Raw genomic sequence first — 25,814 nt, forward strand, 5'->3', positions numbered from 1 at the left:
CTACCCGCCCGCCATCAGCGCCTTCGCCAGCGCCATATACGCCGGCAGCGTCACGGGATCGTTGGCGGCATTGCCCGCCATTGGGTGCGAGGCGTAGCGGGCGATCACCATCTCGGCCTTGGGACCGATGTAGATGCCCTGGCCGTGGACGCCGCGCGCCATGTAGGCGCCGTGCGCGTTGTGCGTGATCCACCATTGATTGCGATAGGAGGCGCCCGGCAGCGTGGTGTAGCCGGCCGGCTTGAACTTTTCGGGATCGCCGCCGCGCCCGATGTCCTCTACGACTTGTGAAGGCACGACCTGGCGGCCGTTGAAGCGGCCGTGATTGCGCATGGTCTCACCGAAGCGGGCGAGATCGCGCAAGGTGGTGGAGAGACCGCCGCCGCCGCTCTCGGTGCCGATGCGGTCGACGTGATAATGCGCGTCCTCCTCCGCGCCCATCGGCTGCCAGATGCGCTCGGAGAGCAGATCCGACAGCGTCATGCCGCTGGCGCGCCTGACGATCCAGGCCAGCACGTCGGTGTTGACGGTCTTGTAGGCGAAAGCCTTGCCGTGCTCGCCCTGCTTCTTCTGCGCGATCAGGAAGTCGAAGATGGTGGTCGGGCCGTCATAGCCAGGCGGAATCGGCGCCATGCCGTTGGCGCGCCGCAGCCCCCACACATCCGAGTTCTTGTCGGTATAGACCTCGGTGTAGAGAAGCCCCGTGGTCATATCCATGACCTCGTGCACGCGCGCGTCCCCGAACGCGCTTGCCTTCAGCTCCGGCACATAATCCGTGACCGGTGCCTGCGGATCGATCTTGCCCTCGGTGACCAGAATGCCCGCCAGCACGCCGGTGAACGACTTCGTCACCGACATCGCGATATGCGGCTTGTGCGGCTTCAGCGCGCCGAAGTAGCGCTCATAGATCAGCCTGCCCCGATGCAGCACCGCGATGCCGTCGGCGTAGGTCTCCTCCAGCATTTTTGCGAAGGTCACGGGCCGGCCGTCCATCGTCATTGAGGCGACCGCGCCGATGTCGTGGTCCTGGCGCGGCAACACCGATGCCGGCCCCGCCCCGCGCCAGACGTTCACGGTCGGTACCAGCTGGCGGATGTTGCTCCAGGCCCAGCGCAGCTCGGGGAAGCTGCGGAACGAGCCGTCCTGGAAGGTGATGGTGCGGTCCGCCGGCGGCGGAAAGCCGCGCATCCAGCCGAGGGTTTCGGGGTCGGTTTCGAGGGCGGTGGCGTGCGGTCGCGTGGCGGTGGGCGAGACAGACATCAACACTGGCTCCAAAGAGGCGATGCAGATGTGGTAGCATGGGCGAGCATGGGGCACATCCGAGGCAAGCGCTGGGCACCTGCGCAACAATCAGGACGGCGGCAATTCACTGAAAGGACCGAGCATCCCAATTCGTGGTACCGACCAATCTCACATTTCCCGGCGAGATACCGCGTGAGCTGTAGCTGGCACAAACTAGCGGACTAAATAGCGGTGTAGCCGCCGTCGGCATTGATGCACGCGCCGGTGACGATCGAGGCCTTGTCGCTGGCGAGAAACGCCACCACCTGGGCGATTTCGTCCGGCCGGGCCAACCGACCGATCGGTTGCCGCACCAGCATCGTCTCGCGGGTCGCCTCCGGCAGCTTGGCCAGCAGGGGCGTATCGACATAGCCCGGAGAGACGCAGTTGGCCCGGATGCCCTGTCGCGCATAGGTCAGCGCAACCGAGCGCGTGAGATTGACGACAGCCGCTTTCGCGGCCGAATAGGCGTTGCTGTTCTCCTGGCCGACATGGGCCAGGATCGAGGCCATATTGACGATCGCGCCGCCACCCATCGCGAGCATGGTGGCCGCGGCAAACTTGTTGCAAATCGCCACGCCGGTGAGGTCAACGTCGATCACGCGCCGCCAGTCAGCGAGATCAAGCGCGTGGATCGGCGACTTGCGCTCGGGAATGCCGGCATTGGCAACGAGTATGTCGAGCCGGCCAAACTGCGTCACGGCCGCCTGCATCAGCGCGGCAACCGAAGCTTCATCGGTAACGTCGACGCACTGGAAGACCGCTGCATGGCCCTCAGCGGCAAGCCCGGCCGCAAGCGTAGCGCCGCTTTCGGCGAGGTCTCCCAACATGACCTTCGCCCCTTCGACCGCAAACAGCCGCGCGACGGCGGCTCCAATCCCGGAGCCGGCGCCAGTGATGACGGCCACTTTTCCCTGCAGCAGCATCGGTTGCTCCCATCCTAGATTAGGCCGCCGAGGTCAGTTCTTCTCGAACCCCGGACGCGGAATGGTACCCATCAGAGTGCGGGTGAAACCGCCGTCCACGACGATCTCCTCGCCGGTGATATAGCTGGCACGCTCGCTTGCCAGGAACACGACCGCATCGGCGATATCTTCGGGACGGCCGATCCGCTGCGCCGGCACGAGCGCGCGCCGCGCCTCATGCACGCCCTGTGTCCGATAGATGGCCTCGGTCATCGTCGTGCGGATCATGCCGGGGTTGACAACGTTGCTTCGCACGCCACGCGGTCCCCACTCCACCGCGAGCTGACGCGACAGCATGACCACGCCGGCCTTGCTCACGCTGTAGGCGCCGCTGTAGCTCTGCGGAAGCGAGGCCGAGATCGACGCCACATGGACGATCGCGCCCGCACCGCGCGCCAGCATCGGCTGTCCGAACGCGCGCGCGCAGCGGAGATAGCCGGTCAGGTTCAACGAGAGAATGCGGTCCCAGTCCGCCATGCTCGTGGTGTCGAGCCCGCCCGGCAACATGGTGCCGGCATTGTTGACGAGGATCGCGGCCTCGCCGACTTTCGCGGCTGCGTCACGGGCAGCACGTGCAACGCTGTCATCGCTGGTGACGTCGCAGGCGAGGAACTCGGCGCGGCCGCCAGTTGAGCGAATCTCCGCGGCCACGGCCGCGCCAGCCTCGTCGCGGTCCAGCACTACGACTGTCGCGTCAACCGCCGCAAGACCAAGGGCAATGCCGCGGCCGATGCCAGCACCGCCGCCCGTGACGACGGCAACTTTCGTCGAGAGATCGATCCAAACCATGCAGGGTGCTCCGAACCTTGGGAAGGCGACCGGCGCCTCAGATGGCCGGACCAGACAGGGATGGCAGTTCAATCCTGCGGATCAGCCGGTTCTCCTGGGCGACGATGAGATGCTCGGAGGCTTGCAAGTAGGCCGGCCAGTCCGGATCCTTGTCGCGCGACGCGTGCCGGCGCTCGAACTCGCCCATGTCCGGGAAGCCCCAGAGATGGACGATCTGGTTGAGCGGCCCGACTGCGCTCGTGAACATGCCGAGCGGGCGCCCCAGATATCTGAGCTGGACCGGCATCGCGAGCCGGTCGAAGATCTCGATGAACTCCGCCATCTTGCGCAGGCGGATGGTGTAGACGCGCAGGTCGACAATGGCAGGCTCGGTCATTGCACGATCTCCCGGGTTGCCCCTCTCAGCTGCGCACGAGTGCGCAGCTTCCCTCCTCGAGAGGCCGGAATGCTTCAGTCGCGCTCAGCGTCGAGACCAGCTTGTAGACGTCGCCGGTGGACGTGCTCTCCGCCGGCTTCTTCACCTCGAAGAGATAGGCCGGATGGATCTTGCGCCCATCGGCGCGGATCATGCCCTGGCCGAAGCAGTCATCGTCGGTCGGCATCTTCTTCATGAGCTCGACGACTTCGCGGCCGTTGCGCTTGGCCTGCTCGACGCCGAGCTCCTTCACCGCCTTGAGGTAGTGCAGCACGCAGGCATAGTCGCCGGCCTGACTCATATTGGGATAGACGTTTGCTGCCAGGCGCGGTTTCACGCGGTTCATGAAGGCGCGCGTTCGTTCGTTAAGATCCCAGTAGAAGGTCTCGGTGAGCGACAGGCCCTTGGCCGTCGACAGGCCCATGCCGATGACATCGGTGACATAGCCGACCAGCGCCGCCATGCGTGTACCGCCCTGGTCGAGGCCAAACTCCTGGGCCTGCTTCAGGCAGTTGATCAGCTCGTTGCCGGAATTGGCAAAGGCGATCACATTCGCGCCGCTTGACTGGGCCTGCAGCAGGAAGGACGAGAAATCCGAGGTCGACCCGAAAGGATAGCGTACCGAGCCGAGCACGCTGCCGCCGGCCGCCTTGACGAACTTCGCCGCATCCGCCTCGGCCGCATGGCCGAACGCATAATCGGCGGTGAGGAAGAACCATTTCGAGCCGCCGGTGCGCACGAGCGAGGTCGCCGTCGAATGGGCGAGACACCAGGAATCCCAGGACCAGTGCACGAGGTTGGCGCTGCAGCTCTTGCCGGTCAGGTCCGACGAGCCTGCGGTGGTGATCAAGGCGACCTTGTTCTTGTCCTCGATCAGATATTTGGCGCCGAGCGCGATCGACGAATTACCGACATTCTCGATCACGTCGACACCATCCTGGTCGAACCATTTGCGGATGATCGCAAGACCGACGTCGGCCTTGTTCTGATGGTCGGCGACCAGGATCTCGACCTTGATCGAGGGATTGGAAGCCATGAATTCGGCCGCCGCCTGCTGCGCGCAGGCAACCGTCGTCGGCCCCGACACGTCACGATAAATGCCGGACATGTCGGTGATCACGCCGATGCGGATCGTGTTGTCGGATTGCGCCCGGGCGAAGGGCGGTGCGAGCGCCGTCGCGAGGCCGGCCCCGACGAAACTGCGGCGTGTCATGCTCATGTCGTTTCTCCCTCACCTGCCCTGCCTGCGCAGAGCTGTTGTCATTGCAATCGGACGGCTTGGATCAGGCCTGCCGACCGGCGAGATGGCGGCCGGTGATGTAGCCGAAGGTCATGATCGGCCCGAGCGTGATGCCGGCGCCAGGATAGTTGCCGCCCATGATGGAGGCGCGATCGTTGCCGACCGCATAGAGCCCGGCGATCGCCGAGCCGTCCCGGCGCAGCACGCGGCCGACCACGTCAGTGGTCAAGCCGTCGAACGTGCCGAGATCGCCCATGATGATCTTCAGCGCGTAGTAAGGTCCGGCTCCGACAGGGGCGACGTTCGGGTTCGGCTTGTGCTCGGGATCGCCGAGATAGCGGTTGAACGCCGTGCTGCCGCGCTTGAATGCGCGATCGACGCCGTCGACGGCGCCCGCATTGTACTCGCGCACCGTTGCTTCGAGGCCTTCGGGATCGAGACCCGCGGCCGCGGCAAGGTCCCGCAATGTCGCGCCGCGCTTGAGATAGCCGTTGCGCACGAAGGGTCCGACCGGCACCGGCGCCGGCTTGGCATAGCCGAGGCCGTATTTGCGGATCGTGGCGTGATCGCAGATCAACCACGCTGCGGTCTCCCTGGCGCCGACGCCGTCGGCGATCATCGCGGCACCGACGTCGTGGTAGGATTCCGACTCGTTGGTGAAACGCCGCCCCTGCCGATTGACGGCGATCACGCCAGGCTTGTAGCGATCCACCAGATGCGGAAACACGCCGGTGCGATTGCCTAATGGCACGCGCGACACCGGCATCCAGGCCGCCGCATTCGGAAAGCGGATGTCGCAACTGCCGCCCTCCTCTTCCGCCATGCGGATGCCGTCGCCCGTGTTGGCCGAGGGCGTCGGCGACAGGTGCTCGCCGCCGCGGGCGAGGTGCGGATAGGCGCGCGCGATGCGCGCTTGGTCATGCGGAAATCCGCCGCTGGCGAGAACCACGGCGTGGCGCGCGGTGATTTCGTACGCGCCCCTGGCGTCGCTGACGACCGCACCGGCGATCGCGCCGTTGCGGCTGATCAGCCGCTGCGCCGGAGTCGCCGTCAGCAGCGGGATCCCGAGATCGAAGATCGTCCTGGCGAGCCGCGCCGCCAGCGCGTTGCCGCTGGTGATCTTGACGCCGCGGCGATAGCGCGCGAGATCCCAGAGGTGGCTCGCAAGCCGCCTCGTCACGTACAGCGCCGATGGCAGCGAGCTGGTCACCCGAAAGAAGTGCTTCAGCTCATCGTTGGACGAGTTGAACATCATGCCGATGAAGGTGATGGTCTCGAGCGGCGGCCGCAGCCGTCGGATCTCCTCACCGAGGGCGCGGGCATCGTAGAGCGCCGCAGTGACCGAGCGGCCGAGCCTGGCGCCGCCTTCCACATCGGGGTGATAGTCGGGATAAGCCGACAGCACGAACTTCGCTTCGGTCTCGGTCTCGAAGAAGTCGAGCATGCGGGGACCGACATCGAGAAAGGCGTCGATCGCGGCATCGTCGAAATGGTTGCCGGTCTCGTTCTTGAGATAGGTGCGCGCGGCCTCCCTGCTGTCGCTCACGCCGGCGTCGCGGGCATGGCGGTTGCCGGGAATCCAGAGCACGCCGCCGGAGAAGGCTGTGGTGCCGCCGAAATAAGAATCCTTCTCGACGATGATCACGTCGAGCCCGCATTTTCGCGCCGTGATCGCGGTGGACATTCCGCCGGCGCCGGAGCCAACGACCAGCACGTCGCACGAGAGGTCGCGCCCTTGCCCTGACATTGCCGCTTCTCCCTCGTCCTCCCCTTGGCCTCGCGCAGCGTTGTTTGTCAGCTCTGCCGAGGCACGATCCTGGATAGACGCGGCCGCCGGCGCCGCCAATGGACGAACCCGCTTTTGTATTGTACTTTTCATGAGCGCAGTGCAGCACCCCGCGGCCGACCGGAGGCCGCCCGGAGGGAACGGAAGCGATGATCCCGCACTATTTTTTGTATGAAGAAGCGGTATCGGAGGTCGAGCCATCGTTCCTTCACATCGAGCCGATCCCCGTGCGCAGTGGCCGTCACAATTGGACAATCCGGACCCATACCCATCCCGACCATCATCAGATTCTGGTAATCAGCAAAGGTGGCGGCGCCATCGAGGTCGAGGGTACGAGCTGGGCGGTCTCGCCACCGGCCCTGATCATCATCCCGGCACTGACGATCCATGCGATCCGGTTCAAGCCCGGCACCGACGGCTATGTCATTACCGTGGCGCCGCCATTCCTGCGCTCTGCCCTCGACGGGGACGCCGACCTCGTCGACGCCTTTCGCCTGCCGGCGCGCTTCCTTCCGCAACAGATCGGCCGCGACGTCGACCTCGTCGGCCTGTTCGCCTCGCTCGAGCACGAGTTCGTCTGGTCGGCTCCCGGCCGCCGCACCGCCATCAAGGCATATCTGCAGCTGCTCGCCGTGGCCGTGCGCCGGCTGCAGGAGCAAGAGCGGGTTCGCCCGATCTCCAGCGCGCGCGAGGCCGACACGGTGATCCGCTTTCGCGAGCTCGTCGAACGGCATTTTCGCGAGCATGCATCGCTCGATTTCTATGCGCGCAGGCTCGGCGTGACGACGGCCCGCCTCAACGCGTGCTGCCGGCTCACGACAGGCAAGTCGTCACTAGCCCTGATCAATGACCGGCTACTCACCGAGGCCAAGCGCAACCTGCTCTATTCGGACATGAGCGTGAACGAGATCGGCGCTGCGCTCGGCTACGCCGACCCGGGCTACTTCAACCGGTTCTTCTCGCGCAATGTCGGCCTGTCGCCCGGACGATTCCGCGACCGGCTGTTGTCCGACATGACGCGCGCCGCCGGTTGAGCCGGCATGGTGCCTTTAGCCGGCGAGAGAAAAGGCCAATCCATGTCGCTTGAGGGCCGCGGCGCCTTCGTCGAGATCATGGAGCGGACGGTCAGACAGGATCTCAAGGACGATCTGGCCTGCATAGCCCCGCCGCGTCAGGAGTCCCGCAATGGCCGCGAAATCGATCGCGCCCGAGCCGAGCGGATCATGCCGCCAATGCCCTTTCGGGGCATCGGACAAATGAACGATGCCGAGACGCGGCCACAGCACCTCGAGCCCATCGACCGGATCCTCGCCGATCGCAAAGGCGTTGGCGACATCGTAGATCACCGGCATGCTCGCATAACCGCCGGCATCGAGGAACGCCGAGATGTCGGCAGCGCTGGCGAGCAGCCCCTGCGGATGATTTTCGAGGATGATCGGCACGCCGGCGCGTTCCGCCTTGTCGTGAATGCGGGCGAAGGCGTCACGAAAGCTTGGCATCAATCGGTCGTTGGCCCTGGCAAGCAACGCATGCCGGCGGCCGGAGCCGACGCAGATCCAGCGCGCGCCCAGCTCGGCGGCGCGGTCGATCGCGGCCGCATATGATGAGACGGCAAAATCCACCACATCACGCGACGGGCTCGCGAGATTGATGTCGCTGCTGGCGAGATCGAGCGCCAGCAGCGACAGGTCGTGACGCTCGATCAAAGCGCGAATGCGGCGCATGCGAGCGGCATCCTCCCTCCAGGGATCGAAGTGCGGCGGCGTGGCCATCAGCTGAATGGCGCGATAGCCGGCGGCCGCGAGCCTTTCGATGGCCTCTTCGGCGATACAGTCCCAGGTGAATCCGAAGGTGTGGGCGCCGAGCACCGGGAGCGTCATGACGCCGTCCGATAAAGCTCGATGGTCCGCCGAATGCCGTCGCGCAAGGATGTCGCCGGCAAATCCGGAAAGACGCGCCGCAAATCGCCTTCGCCGATGTCCTCCGCGAATGGGAGCACGGGTCCGTCGATGCCGATCCTGGCCTCGGGCACAACGGCGCGCACGGCCGCAACGACCTCGTCGTTCGAAGCCACCTCGCCCGGCAGATTGAAGACGAGCGCACCGTCGGGTTCGCGACGGAGCGCGGCCTCGTAGGCCGCCACCACATCGTCGACGAGGACGAGACCCGCCGTCCCCACATAGGGAATGACGTAGGTCTCACGCCGCGCCGCCGCGCGGCAGGCGAGCGAGGGACCGGCGGTCATCCCGGTCTCCCGACCGAAGCCATAGACGATGTAGGGCCTGAAACCGATGCTGGCGATGCCGTGGTCTTCCCAATAGGCCCGCGCGCTGCCCTCACAGGCGAGCTTGAATGCGCCGTAGTGGGTGATGGGGCGCGGCGTCGTCCCGTCATGTGGACCATAGACGCCGGCGCTGCTCGTGAAAACGATGCGGCGAATGCCGAACGCCTGGGCCGCATTGAATACGTTCAACGTGCCGATGAGATTGATCATCGCGCCGCGCACCGGATCGGCTTTGCAGGCCGGCGTCAGCACGCCGGCGAGATGGACGATGGCCTCGCAGCCTTCCGCCGCCGCACGCACCGCCTGCGCATCCGCGATATCACCGATGCGCCACTCCATCGCAGCGGCCGAAACCCCGACGATGCGATCGAACTGCGCCGAACGCCCGACCGGCTCGAAGACGCGCAACTGATGGCCCTCCGCGGCCAACCGCCGCGCCAGCCAGGCGCCAATGAACCCGCCGCCGCCCGTGATCAGAATCTTCATGACGAGCTTCCGTGCTGATCAGGAACCGTGACCGAAGAAGCTCTCGCCCGGCCGCGCGACGCGGCCATAGAGCCCGGGCGAAGCCAGCGTCGCCATCGACAGCTCCTGCGCCGTCTGCAACAGCGCCGGCGCAAGCTCGAGCATGCGCTCCTCGGTCAGGCGGATGTGGGGACCCGCGATCACCACGGCGCCCGTCACCTCCCTGGTCTTGGGATGACGGATGGGAGCCGCGGTCGCGCTCATCCAGGGCGTATAGGTCTGCACGCAGATGCTGACGCCGCGCTTGCGGGTCTGGCGCAGATATTTCAGCAGCGCCGGCCAGCTCTCCGGCGCACGCGGACCATAGTCCTTGCGCAGCCCGTAGCCCTGCTTCTCCACCAGCGCGCGCGCCTCCTCATCCGGCAGGCACGAGAGCCAGGCGTGACCGCTCGCCGAGCAGGACAGCCGCCCCACCTGCCCCATGTCCGGATCGTAGCGCAGGCCGGCAGGCGAGCCCTGCGCCTTGGCCACCCACACCAGCTCGCGCCCGTCGATCATGGCCAGACGCACGAGTTCGCCGCTCTCCCGTGCGAGGCGGTCCAACAACGGCTGGGCAAAATCCGTGATGCCACTGCCGGCGAGGAACGTGAAGGCGAGCGAGGCGATCTTGGCGGTGAGCTGGTAGGCGCCCTGCTCGCGCTCCTGCCTGACGTAACCATGCTCGATCAGGCTCGTCAGCACGCGATGGGTCGCGCTGCGCGGAATGTGCAGCGAATCGGCGATCTCGAACAGCTGCATGCCATGGGCATTGGTCGCGAGCAGCTCGAGCACGCCGAGCGTCCGCTCCAACAGCCCGCTCGGCGCCTCGGCGGGATCCGGGTTTTTCAACATCAAGGCAGCATCCTGATTCACAATTGCATCTCCTGATCAGGTCGCACTATCTGACCGGTTTCGGCGGCTTTGTGAACCGCCATCGTGGCCCGCAAGGTCAGCATGCCGTCGCGCGCCGTGATCAGCGGCGCTTCTTCGGCGCGGACCACCCGCGCCAGATGATCGATCTGCGCAAGATAGGGATCGCCGCGCGTGAGGCCAATCTCGTCGCGCGAGATCGGAGCAAACCAGCTCTTGGCCGAGGCGTAGTGCCAATGTTCCAGCGTCGGCAGCGCCAGCGCGCCGTCGGTGCCGCAGAGGAAATGCGTCTGCACCATAGCCGGCTGCGGCGGATAATTCGGGCTCTCGCCGCTGGCAAGATCCCAGCTCCACGGGCTCGCCGCGGTATCGCTCAGGCTCAGCGTCACCAGCGCCCCACCGGCAAGGCGGAGCAGGATCGCCGCGGAGTCCTCGACCTCGAAGCCGCGCACCGCGTTGGACGTGACGGCTTGCACGGAGGCGATCTCGCCGCAGAGATGCCGGATCAGGTCGATCTCGTGAATGAGGTTGATCAACACCGGGCCGCCCCCCGCCTCGCGACGCCATACCACGTCGAAATAATCCGGCGGCTTGTAGAAGGTTGCGAGCACCGTCGCATTGGTCAGGCGGCCGAGCGCGCCCTCGGCAATCATTGCACGCGCCCGGCGCGTGATCGGATTGTGGCGCCGCTGGTGCCCGACCAGAACAGGCACGCCCGCACGCTCCGAGGCCGCCGCAATCGCCGCCGCGTCGGCTAGCGTGCTGGCGACGGGCTTCTCGACCAGGGCCACGATGCCGCGCTCGATGCAGGCGATCGCAAACGCGCGGTGGGTCGCGTTCGGCGTGGCGATGATCGCCGCCTGCGGCTTCACCGCCTCCAACAGATCGCGCGCATCGCTGTAGCAGGGCACGCCAAGGCCTTCTGCATAAGCCCTTCCCGCGGCAGCGGGTTCGGCGATTGCGACGAGCCGGCAGCTCGTCGAACGGCGGATCGTCTCGCAATGGGCCCGTCCGATTGCGCCGGCTCCGATCACCGCCACCGCGACCTCTGTCATCTGCGTCCTCACGAATTGCCGTTGCTTCCGAGGCGCTCTTAGCACGCCATAACTGGAATTGGAATGGGATTCCAGCTTGTGATCTTTGATATTGGAATTCGATTCCAGTTGTGATACGGCAGGCCCAAGAGCCGCTTGCACGGCCCACCGGCAGCGACCGGCGCATGTCGGAACGGGAGGAAACAAATGACGGATCGGAAGACGACATCGGCCATGACGGGCTTGCGCATCGGCCGTCGCGGCCTGCTCCTCGGCGCAACCTCACTCGCGGCCTCACGCCTCGGCATGCCCTATATCGGCAATGCGGCCGCGGCCGAGCCGATCAAGATCGGAATGATCTGGGCGAAGACCGGTTCGATCGTCGACCAGGCCGAATATCTCGCCCAGGGCGGCATGCTCGCGCTGGAGCAGCGCAACAACACGCTGCTCGGACGGCCCGCGGAGATCGTCTGGCTGGACGAGCCCAATCCGCAGGGCGCGCAGCAGAGCGCGGAGCGTCTTGTCGGCGAGCAGAAGGTCGTCGGCATGGTCGGCGGCGCGCTGTCCTCCTTCGCGCTAGCGATCTCCTCGGTGGCCAAGAAGGCCAAGATCCCCTACGTCGCTGCCAATGCCGCCACCGGCGACCTCACCGGCAAGTCCTGCAACAAGTACACCTTCCGCCTTCAGCCTCCCGTCGACGTGCACGCGCGCATCCTCGCGCCCTACTGCGCCTCGATCGGCAAGAAATGGTACCTGCTGACGGCATCCTACGCGTTCGGCCAGGACATCAAGCGCGCCTTCACCGACTACATCACAGCCAATGGCGGCACCGTGGTCGGCGCCGACGAGGTCCCGGTCGGCACGCCGGACTATTCCTCGTTCATCCTGAAGATCCGCGCCGCCAAGCCCGACGTCGTGATCGGCGGCATCGCCGCGAGCGATCTCACCACCTTCCTCAAGCAGTGGAACGAGCTCGGCATGAAAGGCAAGATTCCCTTTGCCGAGATTTCGGTCGGCAACACCGACCTCTGGGGCGTCGGTCCCGAAGCGGCGGACGGGCTCTATACCATCACCTGGTGGTACAAGAATCCGAACAATTCGCCCGAGGAAAAGGCGATGGCCGCCGCCTACGAGAAGAAATACAACAGGCCGGCGGCTGACAAGGCCTGGATGGGTTGGCTCGGCATGAAGAGCCTTCTCGATTCCATCGAGATGGCGAAATCGACCGAACCTGGTGCCATCGTGCAGGCGCTCGAGGGCTGGACGTATCGCCGCGGCGACCTGGATATCGGCTACCGCGATTTCGATCATCAAATGACGAGCCGGCTGCTGGTCGCCGGCATCCATCCCAAGATCACGGACAAATGGGACTATTTCGACGTCAAGGCCGAGTTGCCGAAGACGTCGGAGGATCTCGCCAAAGCCTTCGGCTCTGCCGGCGACAGCGCCTGCAAGATGGACACTCTCTGAGCCTTCCTTCCCTTGGAATGAGGCCGTGACGCAGGCCCCGCGCCTGCGCCATCGCCTCGCCCGATCCGAAACGGATGTCGCCATGCTCGACATGATCCTCTCGCAAGCCGTCAATGGCCTGGTGCTCGGCTTTCTCTACGTTCTGATCGCGATCGGGCTCTCGATCATTTTCGGGATGCTCGGCATCGTCAATTTCGCGCATGGGGCCTTCTTCGCCGTCGGCGCGTATCTCGCCTACGCCTTGAGCCGGGAGTTCGGCTGGTGGGCCGCACTCGCCGCACCGCTGTTGACCGGCATCATCGGCGTGATCGTGGAGATGACCCTGATCCGGCATCTCTACGGCAAGGAGCCGCTGCTCGGCCTGATCCTGACCTTCGCGCTCGCGCTGCTGGCGGAGGCCGTGCTGCGGCTGGTCTTCGGCGGCGCGCCCGTGCCCTTCGCCGCACCGAAATTCCTGGCCGGCTTCGTCGAATACGGCCCGATCCTGATCACCAGATACCGGATGTTCGTGCTGGTCACGACCGCGGCGGTGCTCGTCGCGTTCTGGGCCTTCCTCGCCTACACGCCCTACGGCCGGATCATCCGCGCAGGATCGCGCGATCCGGAGATGGTGGGCCTGCTCGGCATCAATCTGCCGATCGTCTTCAGCGGCGTCTTCGGCATCGGCTGCCTGCTCGCCGGCCTCGGCGGACTGCTCGCCGCTCCGCTGTGGACCATCACGCCCTCGATGGCCGCCGGCGCGATCATGCCGGCCTTCGTGATCGTCACCATCGGCGGCCTCGGATCGTTTCTCGGCGCTGTCGTCGCCGGCCTCCTGGTCGGCATCACCACCGCGATGACCATCCAGTTCCAGCCGGAATGGTCGGGCGCGGCCATGTACATCCTGATGGCTGCCATTCTCCTCATCCGCCCGCGCGGGCTGTTCGGTGAACGCTGGGAGAGGTTCGAGTGAGACATCTCGCCATGTTGCGCCATCCGGCGCTCGTCACAGCGCTCGTTCTCGCCGCACTGACGGCCGTGTGGTCCCTGCTCGGCGCGCCGATCTCACTGATCACGCAGATCGCGATCTATACGCTCTACGGCGCCGGCGTGAACCTTCTCGTCGGCTATACCGGCCTCGTCCCGTTCGGTGCGTCGGTGTTCTTCGGTTGCGCGAGCTATGCGGCGGCCTTCTTCATCCTCGGCCGTTACGGCAACGATCTCGTCTCGCTGCTGCTTGCGACGGCCTTCTCCGCCCTGCTGGCGCTCGTGATCGGCGCCATCATCCTGCGCCGCAGGGGACTGTACTTCTCGCTCCTGACCCTGGCTTTCTCCCAGATCGCCTTCGAGATTGCCTTCAAATGGACCGCGGTGACCGGCGGCGAGAACGGCCTGCAGGGCGTCTATCGCACGAGCTTTGCCGGGCCGTGGTCGTTTCACGTCTTCGTGGTCGCGGCCACCGTGCTCTGCATCTGGCTGATGTGGCGGATCGCGCACTCGCCGTTCGGCCGCGTGCTGCAGGCACTGCGCGACAACGAGCAGCGGGCGAGCAGCCTCGGCTATGACGTCCACCGGTTCCGCCATGGCGCCCTGATCCTGACTGGCACCTTCGTCGGCTTCGGCGGCGGCCTGCTCACGCTGATGCTCGAAGGCGTGTATGCCAACAATCTGAGCTGGCAGCACGCCGGCGATTCCCTTCTGATGACCGTGCTCGGCGGCGTGCATCACGTGCTCGGGCCGGTGTGGGGCGCGATCGCCTTCATCCTGCTCGAGGACCGCCTGTCCGCGATCACCGAAAACTGGTGGCTGATCTTCGCGCCGATCCTGATGTTGTTCGCGCTGACCTCGCCGGAAGGAATCCAGGGCCTGTGGCAAAGGCTGTTCGGCCGCCAGCGCTGGACGCTGGTGCGTGCCGATATTCCGCCGCGCCCCGACGTCATTGCGCCCTTCGCGAGCAGCGCCAGCGGGCCCCACCGTGGCAAGCCGCTGCTGCAGACCATCGGGTTGAGCAAGAACTTCGGTAGCCTGGTGACGGCGAAGAGCATCGACCTCGAGATCCATGGCGGCGTGCTCCACAGCATCATCGGGCCGAACGGCGCCGGCAAGACGACGTTCTTCAACATGCTGTCCGGCGCGCTTAAGCCGAGCGGCGGACGCATCGTGTTCGACGGCCGCGACATCACCCGCCTGCCGATGCATGTTCGCGCAAGACTCGGGATCGGGCGCTCGTTCCAGATCCTGTCGATCTTCCAGAACCTGACCGTGTTCGAGAACGTCCGGGTTGCCGTACAGGCCCAGCGCAAGGGATCGGGCCGGCTGCTCCGAGATGCCTATGCTCTCGAGGAGACCAACGCCAGGACCTGGTCGATCCTCGATGCCGTCGGCCTCGCGGATGTCGCGGCCGAACCCTGTGTCAACCTTCCGCACGGGGCGAAACGGCTGCTGGAGATCGGCATTACGCTCGCAATCGAATCCAGGCTGTTGCTGCTCGACGAGCCGCTCGCCGGCCTCGCCGAGGCCGATCGTGTCATCGTCGCCGATCTGATCCGGAAGCTTACGCAAACGCATGGCGTGCTCCTGATCGAGCACGACATCGACCGCGTTCTCGCGATCTCCGACCGCATCTCGGTTCTGCACCAGGGCCGGATGATCGCCGACGGCAGGCCAGCGGAGGTCGCCGCCAACCCCGACGTGGTCGCGGCCTATCTCGGCGCCGCCAGGGATGGCAGCCAGTCGCCGCCGCCCGCAATCGAGCGGATGGCCCACGCCAAGGCCCCGCTGCTGCTCGCGGCAAATGCGGTGTCGGCAGGCTACGGCGGCAGCACGGTCCTCGAGGCCGTTGATCTCGCCGTTCATTCCGGCGAGGCCGTCGCCCTGCTCGGCCGCAACGGCGTCGGCAAGACCACGCTACTGCGCAGCCTCAGTGGTACGCTCGCCATCTCCGGCGGCAGCATAGCGCTCGAAGGAACGCCGCTCGCGCGCCTCAAGCCCTACGAGATCAATCGCCTCGGCATCTCGCTGGTCCCCGAGGGACGCCGGCTGTTCCCCAACCTCACCGTCACCGAAAATCTGCAGCTTGCCGCGCGGCCGGGCGGCCTCGGGCTTGCGGAGGTGTTTGAGCTGTTCCCGCGCTTGCGGGAGCGCCGGTCCGCGAAGGCCGAAATGCTGTCGGGCGGCGAACGGCAGATGGTCGCGATCGCGCGCGCCCTCGTCGTGCCGAGCAAGCTGATCCTGCTCGACGAGCCATTCGAGGGCCTCGCGCCGGCCGTGGTCAAGGAAGTGATGGACGCGCTCGTCAAGCTGCGCGGCAAGGTCGCCATGGTCATCGTCGAGCACCACGCCGAGACCGTGCTGCCGATCGTCGACCGCGCCTACGTGCTGGTGAACGGCCAGATCGCCTTTGCCGGCGACGCGGAGATCCTGGAGCGGGATCATGAGTTGCAGGCGCGCCTGCTCGGCGTGGTCCAGGCCGAGACGGCACAGGCCCGCGGAGCAGCCTAACCGAGAGAGAACAACAATGATCAGCCTGAACCTGACCGGCGCAACGCGCCTCAACATCATCGTCGGCGATCCCATCGCCCAGGTGAAATCGCCTGCCGGTGTGACGCAGGCTTTCGTCAACCGCGGCTATGACGCCATCCTGGTGCCGGTGCAGATCGACAGCGACCACCTGAAAGCGCTGCTGACGACCGCGACCGAGATCCGCAACCTCGACGGCGTCATCGTCACGGTCCCGCACAAATTCGCTTGCTACGAATTCTGTTCGAGCGCGACCGACCGCGCCCGCCTGCTCGGATCTGTCAACATCATGCGGCGGCGCCGCGAGGGGGGGTGGCATGGCGATCATGTCGATGGGCTGGGTTTCGTCGGGGCGGTGCGCGCCAGCGGCTACGATCCGGCCGGCAAGCGCGCCCTGCTGGTCGGCGCCGGCGGAGCCGGGTCCGCGATCGCCATGGCACTGGTCGAAACCGGCGTACGCACCCTCGCCATCCACGACAATGATGTGGCCCGGCGCGACCAGCTGATCGGAAAGCTGAAGACGCTGGGTAAGGCCGAGATCGGCCCGGGCTCCGCCGACCCTACCGGCTTCGATCTCGTCGCCAACGCGACGCCGCTCGGCATGAAGGCCGGCGATCCGCTGCCGCTCGACGTGTCAAAGCTCAACGAACGTACGTTCGTCGGCTGCGTCATCACGAGCCCTGTGATCTCGCCGCTCGTTGAAGCAGCGCGCCGTCTCGGCTGCAAGACGTCGACGGGCAGCGAGATGTACAACGCGCTGCAGAGCTCGATGGTCGATTTCCTGCTTCAAAGCGACAGCTCGAGGTAACCGCCATGTTCAGGAACATCAACGAGATTTCCGACGGCGCGCCCTACGATCTGGTCGTGATCGGCTCCGGTGCCGCCGGGATGGCAGCCGCCCTGTTCGCCGCAATCGAAGGGCGCAAGGTCCTCCTGGTCGAGCGCACCGAATATGTCGGCGGGACCAGCGCGCTGTCGGCGGCAACCACGTGGGTGCCCAACTCCCACCATTCCAGGAGCGTCAACCCCGACGACAGCCGGGACAAGGCGCGCAAGTTCCTCGACGGCGTCGTCGGCAATCATTCCGCCCCGTCGATGCGCGAGGCCTTTCTCGACAGCGCGCCGGAAGCAATTGCGGCGCTCGAAGCCAACAGCGTGGTCAAGTTCCGCCCCTACGCCACCCATCCCGATTACGAGCAGCAGTTCGAGGGCGCCACCATGCGCGGCCGGGCGCTCGAGCCGGTGCCGTTCGACGGCCGCAGCCTCGGACCCGACCTCGACAAGATCCGCCCGCCGATCCCGGAGTTCACGATCTTCGGCGGCATGATGGTCGACCGCACCGACATCGGCCACCTGCTCGCGATCAGGAAATCGGCGCGCTCCGCGGCTCACGCTATCAAGATCCTCGCACATTATGCCGGCGATCGGCTCAGGGGCCGGCGCGGCTCGCGCCTGGTGATGGGCAACGCATTGATCGGTCGTTTCCTGGCGTCTCTGAATGCGCGCGGCGTCGAGATCCTGATCCGGACCGAGGTCCAGGATCTCGTGAGCGAGAACGGCACCGTCACCGGCGCGATCCTCAAATCGGGTGCAACGACCCGCCGCGTCGCGGCCACCAACGGCGTCGTGCTCGCGGCCGGCGGCTTCAACCGGCATCCGCGACGCCGCGCCGAGCTATTGCCCCAGGGCGAAACGTACAGCCCTTCGGCGCCGGGACATACCGGCGCCATGCAGGACATCGCATTGCGGCTTGGCGCCCGGTTTGGCGAGGGCAATCTCGACAACGCCTTCTGGGCGCCGGTCTCGATCCGCAAGCGCGCTGACGGCAGCACGGCGAGCTTCCCGCATTTCGTCATGGATCGTAGCAAGCCCGGGACGGTCTGTGTCGATCAGACGGGACGACGCTTCGTCAACGAATCCGTCTCCTATCACCTGTTCGGACGAGCAATGTTCGAGCACAACAAGCAGGTGCCGTGCATCCCCTGCTTCATCATCACCGACGCGGTCGGGCTCTCGAAATACGGTCTCGGCATGGTGCGGATGGGCACGCGCGACCTCACGCCTTATCTTGCCGACGGCTACCTGATGGAAGGCGCCAGTATCGCCGATCTCGCCGCCAGGATCGGCGTGCCGGCGGCCAGTCTCGAAACGACGATCGCGGCGATGAACCGCTATGCCGCAAGCGGCGTCGATCCCGATTTCGGCCGCGGCACCACGGCCTATCACCGCGTCAATGGCGATGCATCCATCGGGCCCAATCCGACGCTGGGTCCGATCTCGACTGCGCCCTACTATGCCGTACGGCTCTATCCCGGCGACATCGGGGCGGCCACAGGTCTCGTCATCAACGAATGGGCGCAGGTCACGCGCGCCGACGGCACTGCGATCCCGGGCCTCTATGCCTGCGGCAATGAGGCCAATTCGATCATGGGCGGCACCTATCCCGGGCCCGGCATCACCATCGGTCCTGCCATCACGTTCGCCTACCGCGCAGTGCGGCACGCCGTCGGCGCGGCCCAGGCACGGCGCGCAGCGTGATCCGGAGGCTGATTTGACAGGCGACCACAATCTCGACTGCGATCTGCTCGTCATCGGCTCGGGCGCGGGCGGCCTGGCGGCGGCGGTCACCGGCGCCTCGCTCGGTCTCGACGTCATTTTGATCGAGAAAGAAGAGCAGCTCGGCGGGACCACGGCCTGGTCGGGCGGCTGGATGTGGATCCCGGGCAATCCGCTGGCGAAAGCCGCCGGCATCGTCGAGCCTCCCGAGCAACCGAGACTCTATTTGCGGCACGAACTCGCGGACGGCTATGACGAGAGCCGGGTCGAGATGTTCCTCGAGCAAGGTCCGCGCATGGTCGAGTTCTTCCGGCGCGAAACCCATCTGGCCTTCATCGACGGCAATCAGATTCCGGATTTTCACGGCAGGAGTCCGGGTGCGGTGACGGGCGGCCGCTCGGTCTGCGCCGCGCCGATCGACGGCCGCGAGCTCGGCCCTCGTATCCGCGATCTCAAGCCGCCTCTGGATGAAGTCGCCCCGTTCGGAATGGGCATCGCCTCCGGCGCCGATCTCAGGCATTTCCTCAATGCCCGCTCGTCTCCGACCTCGTTCTTCCACGTCGCCCGCCGGCTTGCGCGGCATATGCTCGACCTGCTGCGCTTCGGTCGCGGCATGCATCTCGTCAACGGCAATGCCCTGGTGGCACGGCTGCTGAAATCCGCCGATAGCCTCGGCGTCCGCATCATGCCGGGGACACCCGCGCAATCGTTGCTGCGGGAGGGGGCTCGCGTCGTGGGCGCCCGCGCTGGGCGCGACGGCACGACGATCGAGATTCGCGCGCGCCGCGGCGTCGTGCTCGCCTGTGGAGGCTTTCCGCACGACACGCAACGGAAGGCTGCGCTGTTTGCCCATGCCCCGACCGGCCACGAGCATTGGTCGGCGGCACCCGCGAGCAACACCGGCGAAGGCATCCGCCTCGGCGAGGCCGTCGGCGGGCGGCTGCGGACCGATCTCTCCGATGCAGGGGCCTGGGCGCCCGTGTCGCTGGTACCGCATCGCGACGGCTCGTTCGCTCACTTCCCGCATCTGATCGAGCGCGCCAAGCCCGGGCTGATCATGGTGCGCAGCGACGGGACGCGGTTTGCCAACGAGGCCGATTCCTATCATGACGTAATGAAGGCGCTGTTTGCCGCCACGCCGAAAGGCACGCCGGCCGAAGCCTGGGCGATCTGCGACGCAAAGTTCCTCAAGCGTTACGGTCTTGGCCGCGTGCGTCCCCCGCCCTTCCCCGTCGCGCCCTGGATCCGCAACGGCTATCTGAAGCGGGGCGCGACCATCGCAGCGCTCGCGCGGGCCTGCGACATCTGCGCCGACGGACTCGTAGCGACGATCGAGCACTACAATCGCTTCGCCGCCCGCGGTGAAGATCCCGCCTTCGGGCGCGGTGAGGCGCCCTACAATCGCGTGCAGGGTGATGCGGCGCATCTGCCAAATCCTTGCATCGCGCCCATCGAATCCGGCCCGTTCTATGCGGTCAAGATCGTGGCCGGCAGTCTCGGCACGTTCGCAGGCCTCGCCACCGACGAATATGCCCGCGTGCTCGATGGGCAGGCCACGCCGATCGACGGCCTCTACGCCGTCGGCAACGACATGGCGAGCATCATGGCCGGGCGGTATCCGTCGGGCGGCATTACGCTCGGCCCAGCCATGACCTTCGGCTACATCGCCGCGCACCATGCCGGCGGAATTCCACTCGCGAACAACCGGTCGGCCGCGGCCTGACCGCATGGAGAAGAACATGCTCTACGAGATCGCAACCCTGACGGTGAAACTCGGCACCGCGGCCAAGGCCGTGGCCGGCATCGGCGACTACGTCAGCGCATCGGGCGCCAATGGCACGCTGCTCGGCTGCTGGGCCAGCGAGATCGGCGAGCTCAACCAGCTCCTGGTGCTGCGCTCATTCAGCGATCACGAGGCGTGGCGCGCCGAGCGCGAGCGTGCATTGCGTACGACAAATCCCTTCGGAGCCGGCGAGGCCATCACCGGGATGAGCTTCGATACCTATGCGCCGTTTCCGTTCCTGCCGCCGCTCGCGCCGGGCAAGTACGGCAGCGTCTACGAGATCCGCACCTATCGTCTCAAGCACGGCGGCGTTCCTCCGACGATCGCGGCATGGGAAGCAGCCATGCCCGAGCGCGGCAAGCTGTCGCCGCTCTCGATCGCAATGTATGCGCTCGACGGGCCGCCACGCTTCACTCATATCTGGCCGTTCGCCAGCCTGGATGCCCGCGCCGCGGTGCGCGCCGAGTCCGTTGCCAATGGCATCTGGCCGCCGAAGGGCGGACCCGACTGGCTGACCGGCGACATGCGCTCGATCATTGCACTGCCAACGGCAATCTCTCCGCTGGCCTGAGGCGACGATCATGCCGCACATCTATTCACTCGCGTACCTCACTTCGGCGCCAATGGCACCCCCGGATGCGCTGGTCCTCGCCGCCAAGCTCGGCTACCAGGCGATCGGGGTTCGCATCGCGCCTGCGGCGCCGGGCGGCGACTTCTCACCGCTCACCACCGATGCAGCCATGCTGCGCGAAACCATCCGGCGCATCGACGATACGGGAGTTGCAGTGTTCGACGTCGAGATCGCACGACTGGGGGTGGATTTCGAGCCGGAGCGCTTCGCGTCCTTTCTCGACACGGCCGGACGGCTGAATGCGCGCGCGATCCTGGTCGCCGGCGACGATCCAGACGAAGCGCGGCTGACAGAGTCGTTCGCAAACTTCTGCCGCGCCGCCGCGCCTTACGGCCTCACCGCCGATCTCGAATTCATGCCATGGACAGCAGTGAAGAACGCCAAGGAGGCTTTGCGGATCGTGACCAACGCCAATGAGCCCAACGGCCGCGTGTTGGTCGACGCGCTGCACGCCGCGCGCTCCGCGACCACTCTCGCCGATATCGCGTGCCTGCCGCACGACTTGCTGAGCTACGCCCAGCTCTGCGATGCACCCGCTGGCATCCCCACCAGCAATGACGAGCTGATCCACACCGCGCGCTGCGCGCGGCTTCTGCCGGGCGACGGCGGCATCGATCTCGCCGGGATCGTCCGCGCGCTGCCGGACGATCTTCCGCTCAGTCTCGAGATTCCTAACGACGAGTGGCTTCCGAAGCTCGGAGCGGAGGAATGGGCACGGCGGGCGCTGGCCGCAGCCGAGACGACCGTCGCGCACGCGGCAAGGGGGACGGCGAGCGCATGACCGGGCTCAATTTTGAAGGTCGCATCGCCGTCATTTCCGGCGGCTGCGGCGGCATCGGCCGGGCGGTTCGCGAACGGCTTGTAGCCGGCGGCGCCAAAGTGCTCGTCTGGGATGTCGCGGATGAGGCAGATGAACGGGTCGATCTCACCGACGAGACCGCCGTCGACGAGGCGATGGCGCGCCTCCTTGCGCGACACGGCCGCATCGACGTTCTTGTCAATGCCGCCGGCATCACCGGCCCCACGGTCAATATCGAGCAGTACAGCCTTGCCGATTGGCGGCGTGTTCTTGACGTGAACCTGACCAGCACCTTCCTCTGCTGCAAGGCCGCCATCACACCGATGCGACAGCAAAACGGTGGCCGCATCGTCAACCTGGCCTCGATCGCGGGCAAGGAAGGCAATGCCAGCATGACCGGCTATTCCGCGGCAAAGGCCGGCGTGATCGCGCTAACGAAATCTCTCGGCAAGGAGCTGGCCGGTACCGAAATTCGCGTCAACGCCATTGCACCTGCCGTGATCGCCACCGATCTCGTCAAGCAGATGACGGAGGAAGCCTATCGGAACGTGTTGGCAAAGATCCCGCTCGGACGCGCAGGCCTGCCGAAGGAAGTCGCCGCGCTGGTCGCCTGGCTCGCCTCCGATGAATGCTCGTTCTCGACTGGCGCCGTCTTCGATCTTTCCGGAGGGCGCGCAACGTATTGAGTTGTCTTAAGATGACCGCTTGATACGGATCCGTCGAACATCGATTGCGCCGCGGAGGAGCCCTGCCCGTCTGATCCCGGCCTTGGAATCCTTTGCAGCGTGTCTTCTGGTCAACACATGCTGATCATCGCTCGTGGACCGCAAGCATGCACAAGGTTCCGATGAGGGGTCCTGCCGCGAGGACAGCAAAGGCCGCCGCAAACGAGCCGGTTGCCGCGAACACCACGCCAACAACGCTCGGAACGATCACGCTTCCGAGCTGCCAGAGAGCATTGATCATACCGGTCGCGGTCGCCGTCATCCGCATGTCGACCCTCTCGGTGATCATTGCGGCAAGCAGCGGGCTGTAGACCACGGCAGTCAACCCAAGGAGCGGCGCTGCGATCAGGAATCCGCTTTTCGTGTGCATCATACCGAATACGATCAGCATCGCGGCGAACGCGAGAAGGTCGCAGATGACAAGATTGCGGCGCTTGCCGCCAAGCATGTCCGAGAGCAGTCCATAGAGGGGCTTTGAGACTGCAGCCGCGATACCAAAGATCAGGGCGATCGCGCCCGCATCCACTGGACTGAGCTGATAGCCCCGGATCATCAGCGCGGTCGCCCAGAACGCAAATCCCCACGTACCCCAATTGGCACCGAAGCCGGCAAGCGCGATCAGAACGAGGTTCCTGTCGGCCCACAGTGCTGCAAATCCGCGGCGCCATGTCACCTGATCGGGCGTCTTCGAGTTGCGTTCGCCGGCCCCCGCCGGCGTCAAGTCGGTCAAGAGGAACAGGCAGATCACGGCAACGAGTACCGTGAGGCCACCGAGGCCCCAATAGAGCGCACGCCAGCCGACGACGCCCAGCAGCATCGGAAAGATCGCGTTTGCGGCGGCGACACCGATCGACGGCGCCGTCGAAAACAGACCAAGCGCCCTGCCGCGCTCGGTTCGGCCGAACCAATCGGCGACAACCTTGACGCAAGCAGCATAGTCCGCGCCGGCGAACAGGCCCATCAGGGCCTGCAGTACGAGCCCCATCGCAAATGAACTGGTCAACCCGAACAGAAACGTGCACGCGGCAAGCGGCGCGAGCGCGAAAAACAGCATCAGCCGCGATCCGATACGGTCAGTTACGAAGCCTGCAAGGCCGCTCGCGATCACGTAGCCGGTGTAGAAGGCCGTCACGTACAGGCCAAGTGTTGCGACCGGAATGTCCAGTGATTTGCTGGCCATGAGATTGGCATTCGCCCATGCCAGCCGGTCGAGGAAGGTCACCAGGAAAGCGGTAAAAACGACCGAAAGGACCACCCATCGATAAGAACCAACCGAACCTTTCGGCTCGGCCGGAGCCGTTGCTGACGCGTCAACCCCTGCATTGGCGCCCCCCGTAGATGCACGTGTCGCATCATCCTGTGCAACGCGCGGTCGCGTGTTCGCAACGACATTCATGGGACGGGCCTTTCCAGTGTCTTGCCGGTCAGCTCCGGCGCGGTCGCCATGCAGGCGTGCGACGAGGGGATGGCCTGGAAGCGCCAACCCTGTTGTTGTCGTGCACGCGCCCGGAACGGGTCGATCGCCGCCATTGCAGGCGCTTCGCAACTCACGTAGATCGTGTCGAGATCCGCCCCGGCCGGCTTGGTCAAGCGGGGCGCTGTGCGCATGGTATTGGTCTCGATCATCCGCTCAGCTAACGGCAGTTGCCGGCGGCAGATGGCCACGCGACGGCAGGGCCCCTGCTGCAGTCAGACTCTTCTGAACAGTCCCGTGCGGCAACGCCCGCACGTCCCAGCCGTACGCCCCGGCATGCGCCGCGAGGTGGCCGGCGGCCTGGCCCAGTGCCATGGCTGTGGCCTGGTGCCGGATCGCCCCATTCGCCTCGCGGGTCGCCGAGATGGCCCGACCGGTGACGACGAGATTCCTGACCGAAATGCAGGTCATGCTGCGCGCTGGAATCTCGAACGGCTGCGCCGGCATGAAGAGCCGGAGCTTGCCATCTTCCTCATGCACATCCAAGGGACCGCAGCCCAGCGCTACCGCATCCTCGAACGGTGTGGCACCGACCACATCCTGTTCCGTAAGCAGGTAGTCGCCGACCAGCCGAACGCTTTCTCGCACGCCGACATGGCTTGCAATTCCAGCCAGCTCGCAAGCTGCAAATCCCGGCATTCTCCGCTTGAGGAAGCCGGCGATGCGACTGACCTGATAGCGTCCGATAAACTCCGCCCTGGTCAGATCGTTGGGGTCGAGATTATCGAGCCCATCCAGATGGCTCATCAGGCAGATGGCGTCAGACGTGCCGACCGGCGAGACGGACAGGACATCCCAGAACAGCTCACCTGTGGCCATGCCCTCGAGAGCAATCGCGCGCTTTTCCTGCCTTGAGAGGGCGCGAAAGCGAGCGACATCGACGTGGGACAATCGAAAGACGAGGCTCATTCCCATGCGGTGCCGACCCGCCTCTACGTCCGCCAGTGGCGCTCCTGCGTGGCGCGCAACGACCGCATCCCCGGTCGCGTCGATAAAGCAGCTCGCCCCCACGTTGAGCCGTCCGCCGGACGTTTCGATCTGCACCCCGGTCACACGGTCGTCGTCTCGGGAGGCGCCGCAAATCCGGGCATGAACCAATGCAGACGCCCCGCTCTCCAGGACGAGCTCATCGGCGACGAGCTTTACGATTTCGGGATTGAACGGAAGGCGCTTGAGGTGAAGGGGACGCACGGTGGCTTCCGCCAGCACGTAGTTTTCAAAGCCGTTGGATCCGCCCCGGGCGATCACCCGCTCGGCAAATTCCATGGGCAGGCCGCCGACAGCGCATGTCTCGCCATTGTAGAAGCCGAGCCACTGCGCCACCATCGACGTTGTGCCGGCGCCACCGAAGCAGCCGGATGTTTCCACGACCAGGACGCGTGCACCCTGCCGGGCGGCAGACACCGTCGCCATTAGACCCGAAGCACCCCCGCCGGCTACCACGATATCAAAATGATCGCCCGAGCGGACCGGCGGAAGCCGGCCGGCCCTTTGCAACACCTCGCTACTGCCGATGGTCATGGCGCTCCTTCCCTTCGCTCGCGTGTTCAACGCCCGTGTTCTTATCCGGACTATGTGCGCAGGCCGAGACTGGACGCCAGGGCGAACTGTGCGTTTTTGTGCCAAAGTGTGCGCTATACGCACAGTAGTGGAGATCTGATCGATGGCATCGTCGAAACCGAGGTATTATCGGCCGATTGCGGAGGAGAA

At 65.8% G+C, this 25,814-nt stretch carries 23 protein-coding genes; 10 read left to right on the forward strand and 13 right to left on the reverse strand.

Features of this window, described 5'->3' with window-relative positions:
* The 6 genes from P6U27_RS20600 to P6U27_RS20625 form a co-directional block, all read right to left on the reverse strand.
* On the reverse strand, positions 1-1,260 hold the full coding sequence (locus tag P6U27_RS20600; protein WP_407192428.1) for a serine hydrolase domain-containing protein: 1,260 nt from the start codon (positions 1,258-1,260) through the stop codon (positions 1-3).
* Positions 1,261-1,463: 203 nt separating this feature from the next.
* Complete coding sequence (locus tag P6U27_RS20605) at positions 1,464-2,207, reverse strand: SDR family NAD(P)-dependent oxidoreductase (RefSeq protein ID WP_407192429.1); 744 nt, start codon at positions 2,205-2,207, stop codon at positions 1,464-1,466.
* A 33-nt stretch (positions 2,208-2,240) separates the two neighbouring features.
* Entirely contained in the window at positions 2,241-3,035 is a 795-nt protein-coding gene (locus tag P6U27_RS20610) for an SDR family NAD(P)-dependent oxidoreductase (RefSeq protein WP_407192430.1), read from the reverse strand.
* 37 nt (positions 3,036-3,072) lie between these two features.
* Entirely contained in the window at positions 3,073-3,411 is a 339-nt protein-coding gene (locus P6U27_RS20615; protein WP_122403645.1) for an NIPSNAP family protein, read from the reverse strand.
* 25 nt (positions 3,412-3,436) lie between these two features.
* Complete coding sequence (locus P6U27_RS20620) at positions 3,437-4,669, reverse strand: ABC transporter substrate-binding protein (RefSeq protein ID WP_407192431.1); 1,233 nt, start codon at positions 4,667-4,669, stop codon at positions 3,437-3,439.
* Between the two features lie 64 nt (positions 4,670-4,733).
* Positions 4,734-6,437: an FAD-dependent oxidoreductase gene (locus P6U27_RS20625; RefSeq protein WP_407192432.1), complete on the reverse strand. Its 1,704-nt coding sequence runs from the start codon at positions 6,435-6,437 to the stop codon at positions 4,734-4,736.
* 188 nt (positions 6,438-6,625) lie between these two features.
* Between P6U27_RS20625 and P6U27_RS20630 the strand changes: the two genes are divergently transcribed.
* A complete protein-coding gene (locus P6U27_RS20630; protein ID WP_407192433.1) occupies positions 6,626-7,510 on the forward strand; it encodes a helix-turn-helix domain-containing protein in 885 nt (294 codons plus the stop codon).
* Between the two features lie 15 nt (positions 7,511-7,525).
* On the opposite strand, the gene P6U27_RS20635 is transcribed toward P6U27_RS20630, so the two are convergent.
* The 4 genes from P6U27_RS20635 to P6U27_RS20650 are packed head-to-tail and all read right to left on the reverse strand — an operon-like array spanning position 7,526 to position 11,189.
* Positions 7,526-8,356 (reverse strand): sugar phosphate isomerase/epimerase, encoded by an 831-nt coding sequence (locus P6U27_RS20635; RefSeq protein WP_209295147.1) that lies wholly within the window; start codon positions 8,354-8,356, stop codon positions 7,526-7,528.
* Positions 8,353-9,246, reverse strand: a complete 894-nt coding sequence (locus tag P6U27_RS20640; protein WP_122403650.1) for an NAD(P)-dependent oxidoreductase — start codon at positions 9,244-9,246, stop codon at positions 8,353-8,355. The genes P6U27_RS20635 and P6U27_RS20640 overlap by 4 nt, the downstream gene beginning before the upstream one ends.
* Before the next feature lie 18 nt (positions 9,247-9,264).
* Positions 9,265-10,116 (reverse strand): IclR family transcriptional regulator, encoded by an 852-nt coding sequence (locus P6U27_RS20645; RefSeq protein WP_162500311.1) that lies wholly within the window; start codon positions 10,114-10,116, stop codon positions 9,265-9,267.
* A gap of 17 nt (positions 10,117-10,133) precedes the next feature.
* Positions 10,134-11,189: a Gfo/Idh/MocA family protein gene (locus P6U27_RS20650; RefSeq protein ID WP_407192434.1), complete on the reverse strand. Its 1,056-nt coding sequence runs from the start codon at positions 11,187-11,189 to the stop codon at positions 10,134-10,136.
* A gap of 186 nt (positions 11,190-11,375) precedes the next feature.
* On the opposite strand from P6U27_RS20650, the gene P6U27_RS20655 reads away from it, so the two are divergent.
* From P6U27_RS20655 to P6U27_RS20695, 9 genes are read left to right on the forward strand one after another with little or no spacing between them, the layout of a single operon-like run.
* Positions 11,376-12,638, forward strand: a complete 1,263-nt coding sequence (locus tag P6U27_RS20655; protein ID WP_407192435.1) for an ABC transporter substrate-binding protein — start codon at positions 11,376-11,378, stop codon at positions 12,636-12,638.
* 25 nt (positions 12,639-12,663) lie between these two features.
* Entirely contained in the window at positions 12,664-13,590 is a 927-nt protein-coding gene (locus tag P6U27_RS20660; protein WP_244607667.1) for a branched-chain amino acid ABC transporter permease, read from the forward strand.
* Positions 13,587-16,118 (forward strand): ATP-binding cassette domain-containing protein, encoded by a 2,532-nt coding sequence (locus tag P6U27_RS20665; RefSeq protein WP_407192436.1) that lies wholly within the window; start codon positions 13,587-13,589, stop codon positions 16,116-16,118. Before P6U27_RS20660 ends, P6U27_RS20665 begins: the two co-directional genes overlap by 4 nt.
* Positions 16,119-16,134: 16 nt before the next feature.
* Positions 16,135-16,944, forward strand: a complete 810-nt coding sequence (locus tag P6U27_RS20670) for a shikimate dehydrogenase family protein (RefSeq protein WP_407192437.1) — start codon at positions 16,135-16,137, stop codon at positions 16,942-16,944.
* A gap of 5 nt (positions 16,945-16,949) precedes the next feature.
* The gene (locus P6U27_RS20675; protein WP_407192438.1) at positions 16,950-18,674 is read left to right on the forward strand and encodes an FAD-dependent oxidoreductase; all 1,725 of its coding nucleotides are present in this window, start codon (positions 16,950-16,952) and stop codon (positions 18,672-18,674) included.
* Positions 18,675-18,687: 13 nt separating this feature from the next.
* Positions 18,688-20,415: an FAD-dependent oxidoreductase gene (locus tag P6U27_RS20680; RefSeq protein WP_407192439.1), complete on the forward strand. Its 1,728-nt coding sequence runs from the start codon at positions 18,688-18,690 to the stop codon at positions 20,413-20,415.
* Positions 20,416-20,431: 16 nt separating this feature from the next.
* Positions 20,432-21,046: an NIPSNAP family protein gene (locus P6U27_RS20685; protein WP_209295152.1), complete on the forward strand. Its 615-nt coding sequence runs from the start codon at positions 20,432-20,434 to the stop codon at positions 21,044-21,046.
* Between the two features lie 10 nt (positions 21,047-21,056).
* On the forward strand, positions 21,057-21,887 hold the full coding sequence (locus P6U27_RS20690; protein ID WP_407192440.1) for a sugar phosphate isomerase/epimerase family protein: 831 nt from the start codon (positions 21,057-21,059) through the stop codon (positions 21,885-21,887).
* Positions 21,884-22,591 (forward strand): SDR family NAD(P)-dependent oxidoreductase, encoded by a 708-nt coding sequence (locus P6U27_RS20695; protein WP_129143328.1) that lies wholly within the window; start codon positions 21,884-21,886, stop codon positions 22,589-22,591. Before P6U27_RS20690 ends, P6U27_RS20695 begins: the two co-directional genes overlap by 4 nt.
* A gap of 124 nt (positions 22,592-22,715) precedes the next feature.
* Here the strand turns inward: P6U27_RS20695 and P6U27_RS20700 are convergent, their stop codons facing one another.
* The 3 genes from P6U27_RS20700 to P6U27_RS20710 form a co-directional block, all read right to left on the reverse strand.
* On the reverse strand, positions 22,716-23,810 hold the full coding sequence (locus P6U27_RS20700; protein ID WP_407192441.1) for a nitrate/nitrite transporter: 1,095 nt from the start codon (positions 23,808-23,810) through the stop codon (positions 22,716-22,718).
* A 212-nt stretch (positions 23,811-24,022) separates the two neighbouring features.
* Positions 24,023-24,256, reverse strand: a complete 234-nt coding sequence (locus P6U27_RS20705) for a hypothetical protein (protein WP_407192442.1) — start codon at positions 24,254-24,256, stop codon at positions 24,023-24,025.
* A 4-nt stretch (positions 24,257-24,260) separates the two neighbouring features.
* Positions 24,261-25,625 carry an FAD-dependent oxidoreductase gene (locus tag P6U27_RS20710; RefSeq protein WP_209295156.1) on the reverse strand — a complete coding sequence of 455 codons (1,365 nt, stop codon included), beginning with the start codon at positions 25,623-25,625 and terminating at the stop codon, positions 24,261-24,263.
* Positions 25,626-25,814 lie beyond the last annotated feature (189 nt).

It is taken from the genome of Bradyrhizobium sp. STM 3566 (assembly GCF_045571445.1).
Taxonomy (GTDB): Bacteria; Pseudomonadota; Alphaproteobacteria; order Rhizobiales; family Xanthobacteraceae; genus Bradyrhizobium; species Bradyrhizobium vignae.

Coding starts and splice junctions, on each gene's coding strand:
- P6U27_RS20650 (WP_407192434.1), bottom strand. CDS start 11,189: ATGACAGAGGTCGCGGTGGCGGTGATCGGAGCCGGCGCAATCGGACGG.
- P6U27_RS20695 (WP_129143328.1), top strand. CDS start 21,884: ATGACCGGGCTCAATTTTGAAGGTCGCATCGCCGTCATTTCCGGCGGC.
- P6U27_RS20640 (WP_122403650.1), bottom strand. CDS start 9,246: ATGAAGATTCTGATCACGGGCGGCGGCGGGTTCATTGGCGCCTGGCTG.
- P6U27_RS20635 (WP_209295147.1), bottom strand. CDS start 8,356: ATGACGCTCCCGGTGCTCGGCGCCCACACCTTCGGATTCACCTGGGAC.
- P6U27_RS20705 (WP_407192442.1), bottom strand. CDS start 24,256: ATGATCGAGACCAATACCATGCGCACAGCGCCCCGCTTGACCAAGCCG.
- P6U27_RS20625 (WP_407192432.1), bottom strand. CDS start 6,437: ATGTCAGGGCAAGGGCGCGACCTCTCGTGCGACGTGCTGGTCGTTGGC.
- P6U27_RS20710 (WP_209295156.1), bottom strand. CDS start 25,625: ATGACCATCGGCAGTAGCGAGGTGTTGCAAAGGGCCGGCCGGCTTCCG.
- P6U27_RS20700 (WP_407192441.1), bottom strand. CDS start 23,810: ATGGCCAGCAAATCACTGGACATTCCGGTCGCAACACTTGGCCTGTAC.
- P6U27_RS20675 (WP_407192438.1), top strand. CDS start 16,950: ATGTTCAGGAACATCAACGAGATTTCCGACGGCGCGCCCTACGATCTG.
- P6U27_RS20610 (WP_407192430.1), bottom strand. CDS start 3,035: ATGGTTTGGATCGATCTCTCGACGAAAGTTGCCGTCGTCACGGGCGGC.
- P6U27_RS20620 (WP_407192431.1), bottom strand. CDS start 4,669: ATGAGCATGACACGCCGCAGTTTCGTCGGGGCCGGCCTCGCGACGGCG.
- P6U27_RS20600 (WP_407192428.1), bottom strand. CDS start 1,260: ATGTCTGTCTCGCCCACCGCCACGCGACCGCACGCCACCGCCCTCGAA.
- P6U27_RS20670 (WP_407192437.1), top strand. CDS start 16,135: ATGATCAGCCTGAACCTGACCGGCGCAACGCGCCTCAACATCATCGTC.
- P6U27_RS20645 (WP_162500311.1), bottom strand. CDS start 10,116: ATGTTGAAAAACCCGGATCCCGCCGAGGCGCCGAGCGGGCTGTTGGAG.
- P6U27_RS20690 (WP_407192440.1), top strand. CDS start 21,057: ATGCCGCACATCTATTCACTCGCGTACCTCACTTCGGCGCCAATGGCA.
- P6U27_RS20615 (WP_122403645.1), bottom strand. CDS start 3,411: ATGACCGAGCCTGCCATTGTCGACCTGCGCGTCTACACCATCCGCCTG.
- P6U27_RS20655 (WP_407192435.1), top strand. CDS start 11,376: ATGACGGATCGGAAGACGACATCGGCCATGACGGGCTTGCGCATCGGC.
- P6U27_RS20605 (WP_407192429.1), bottom strand. CDS start 2,207: ATGCTGCTGCAGGGAAAAGTGGCCGTCATCACTGGCGCCGGCTCCGGG.
- P6U27_RS20630 (WP_407192433.1), top strand. CDS start 6,626: ATGATCCCGCACTATTTTTTGTATGAAGAAGCGGTATCGGAGGTCGAG.
- P6U27_RS20685 (WP_209295152.1), top strand. CDS start 20,432: ATGCTCTACGAGATCGCAACCCTGACGGTGAAACTCGGCACCGCGGCC.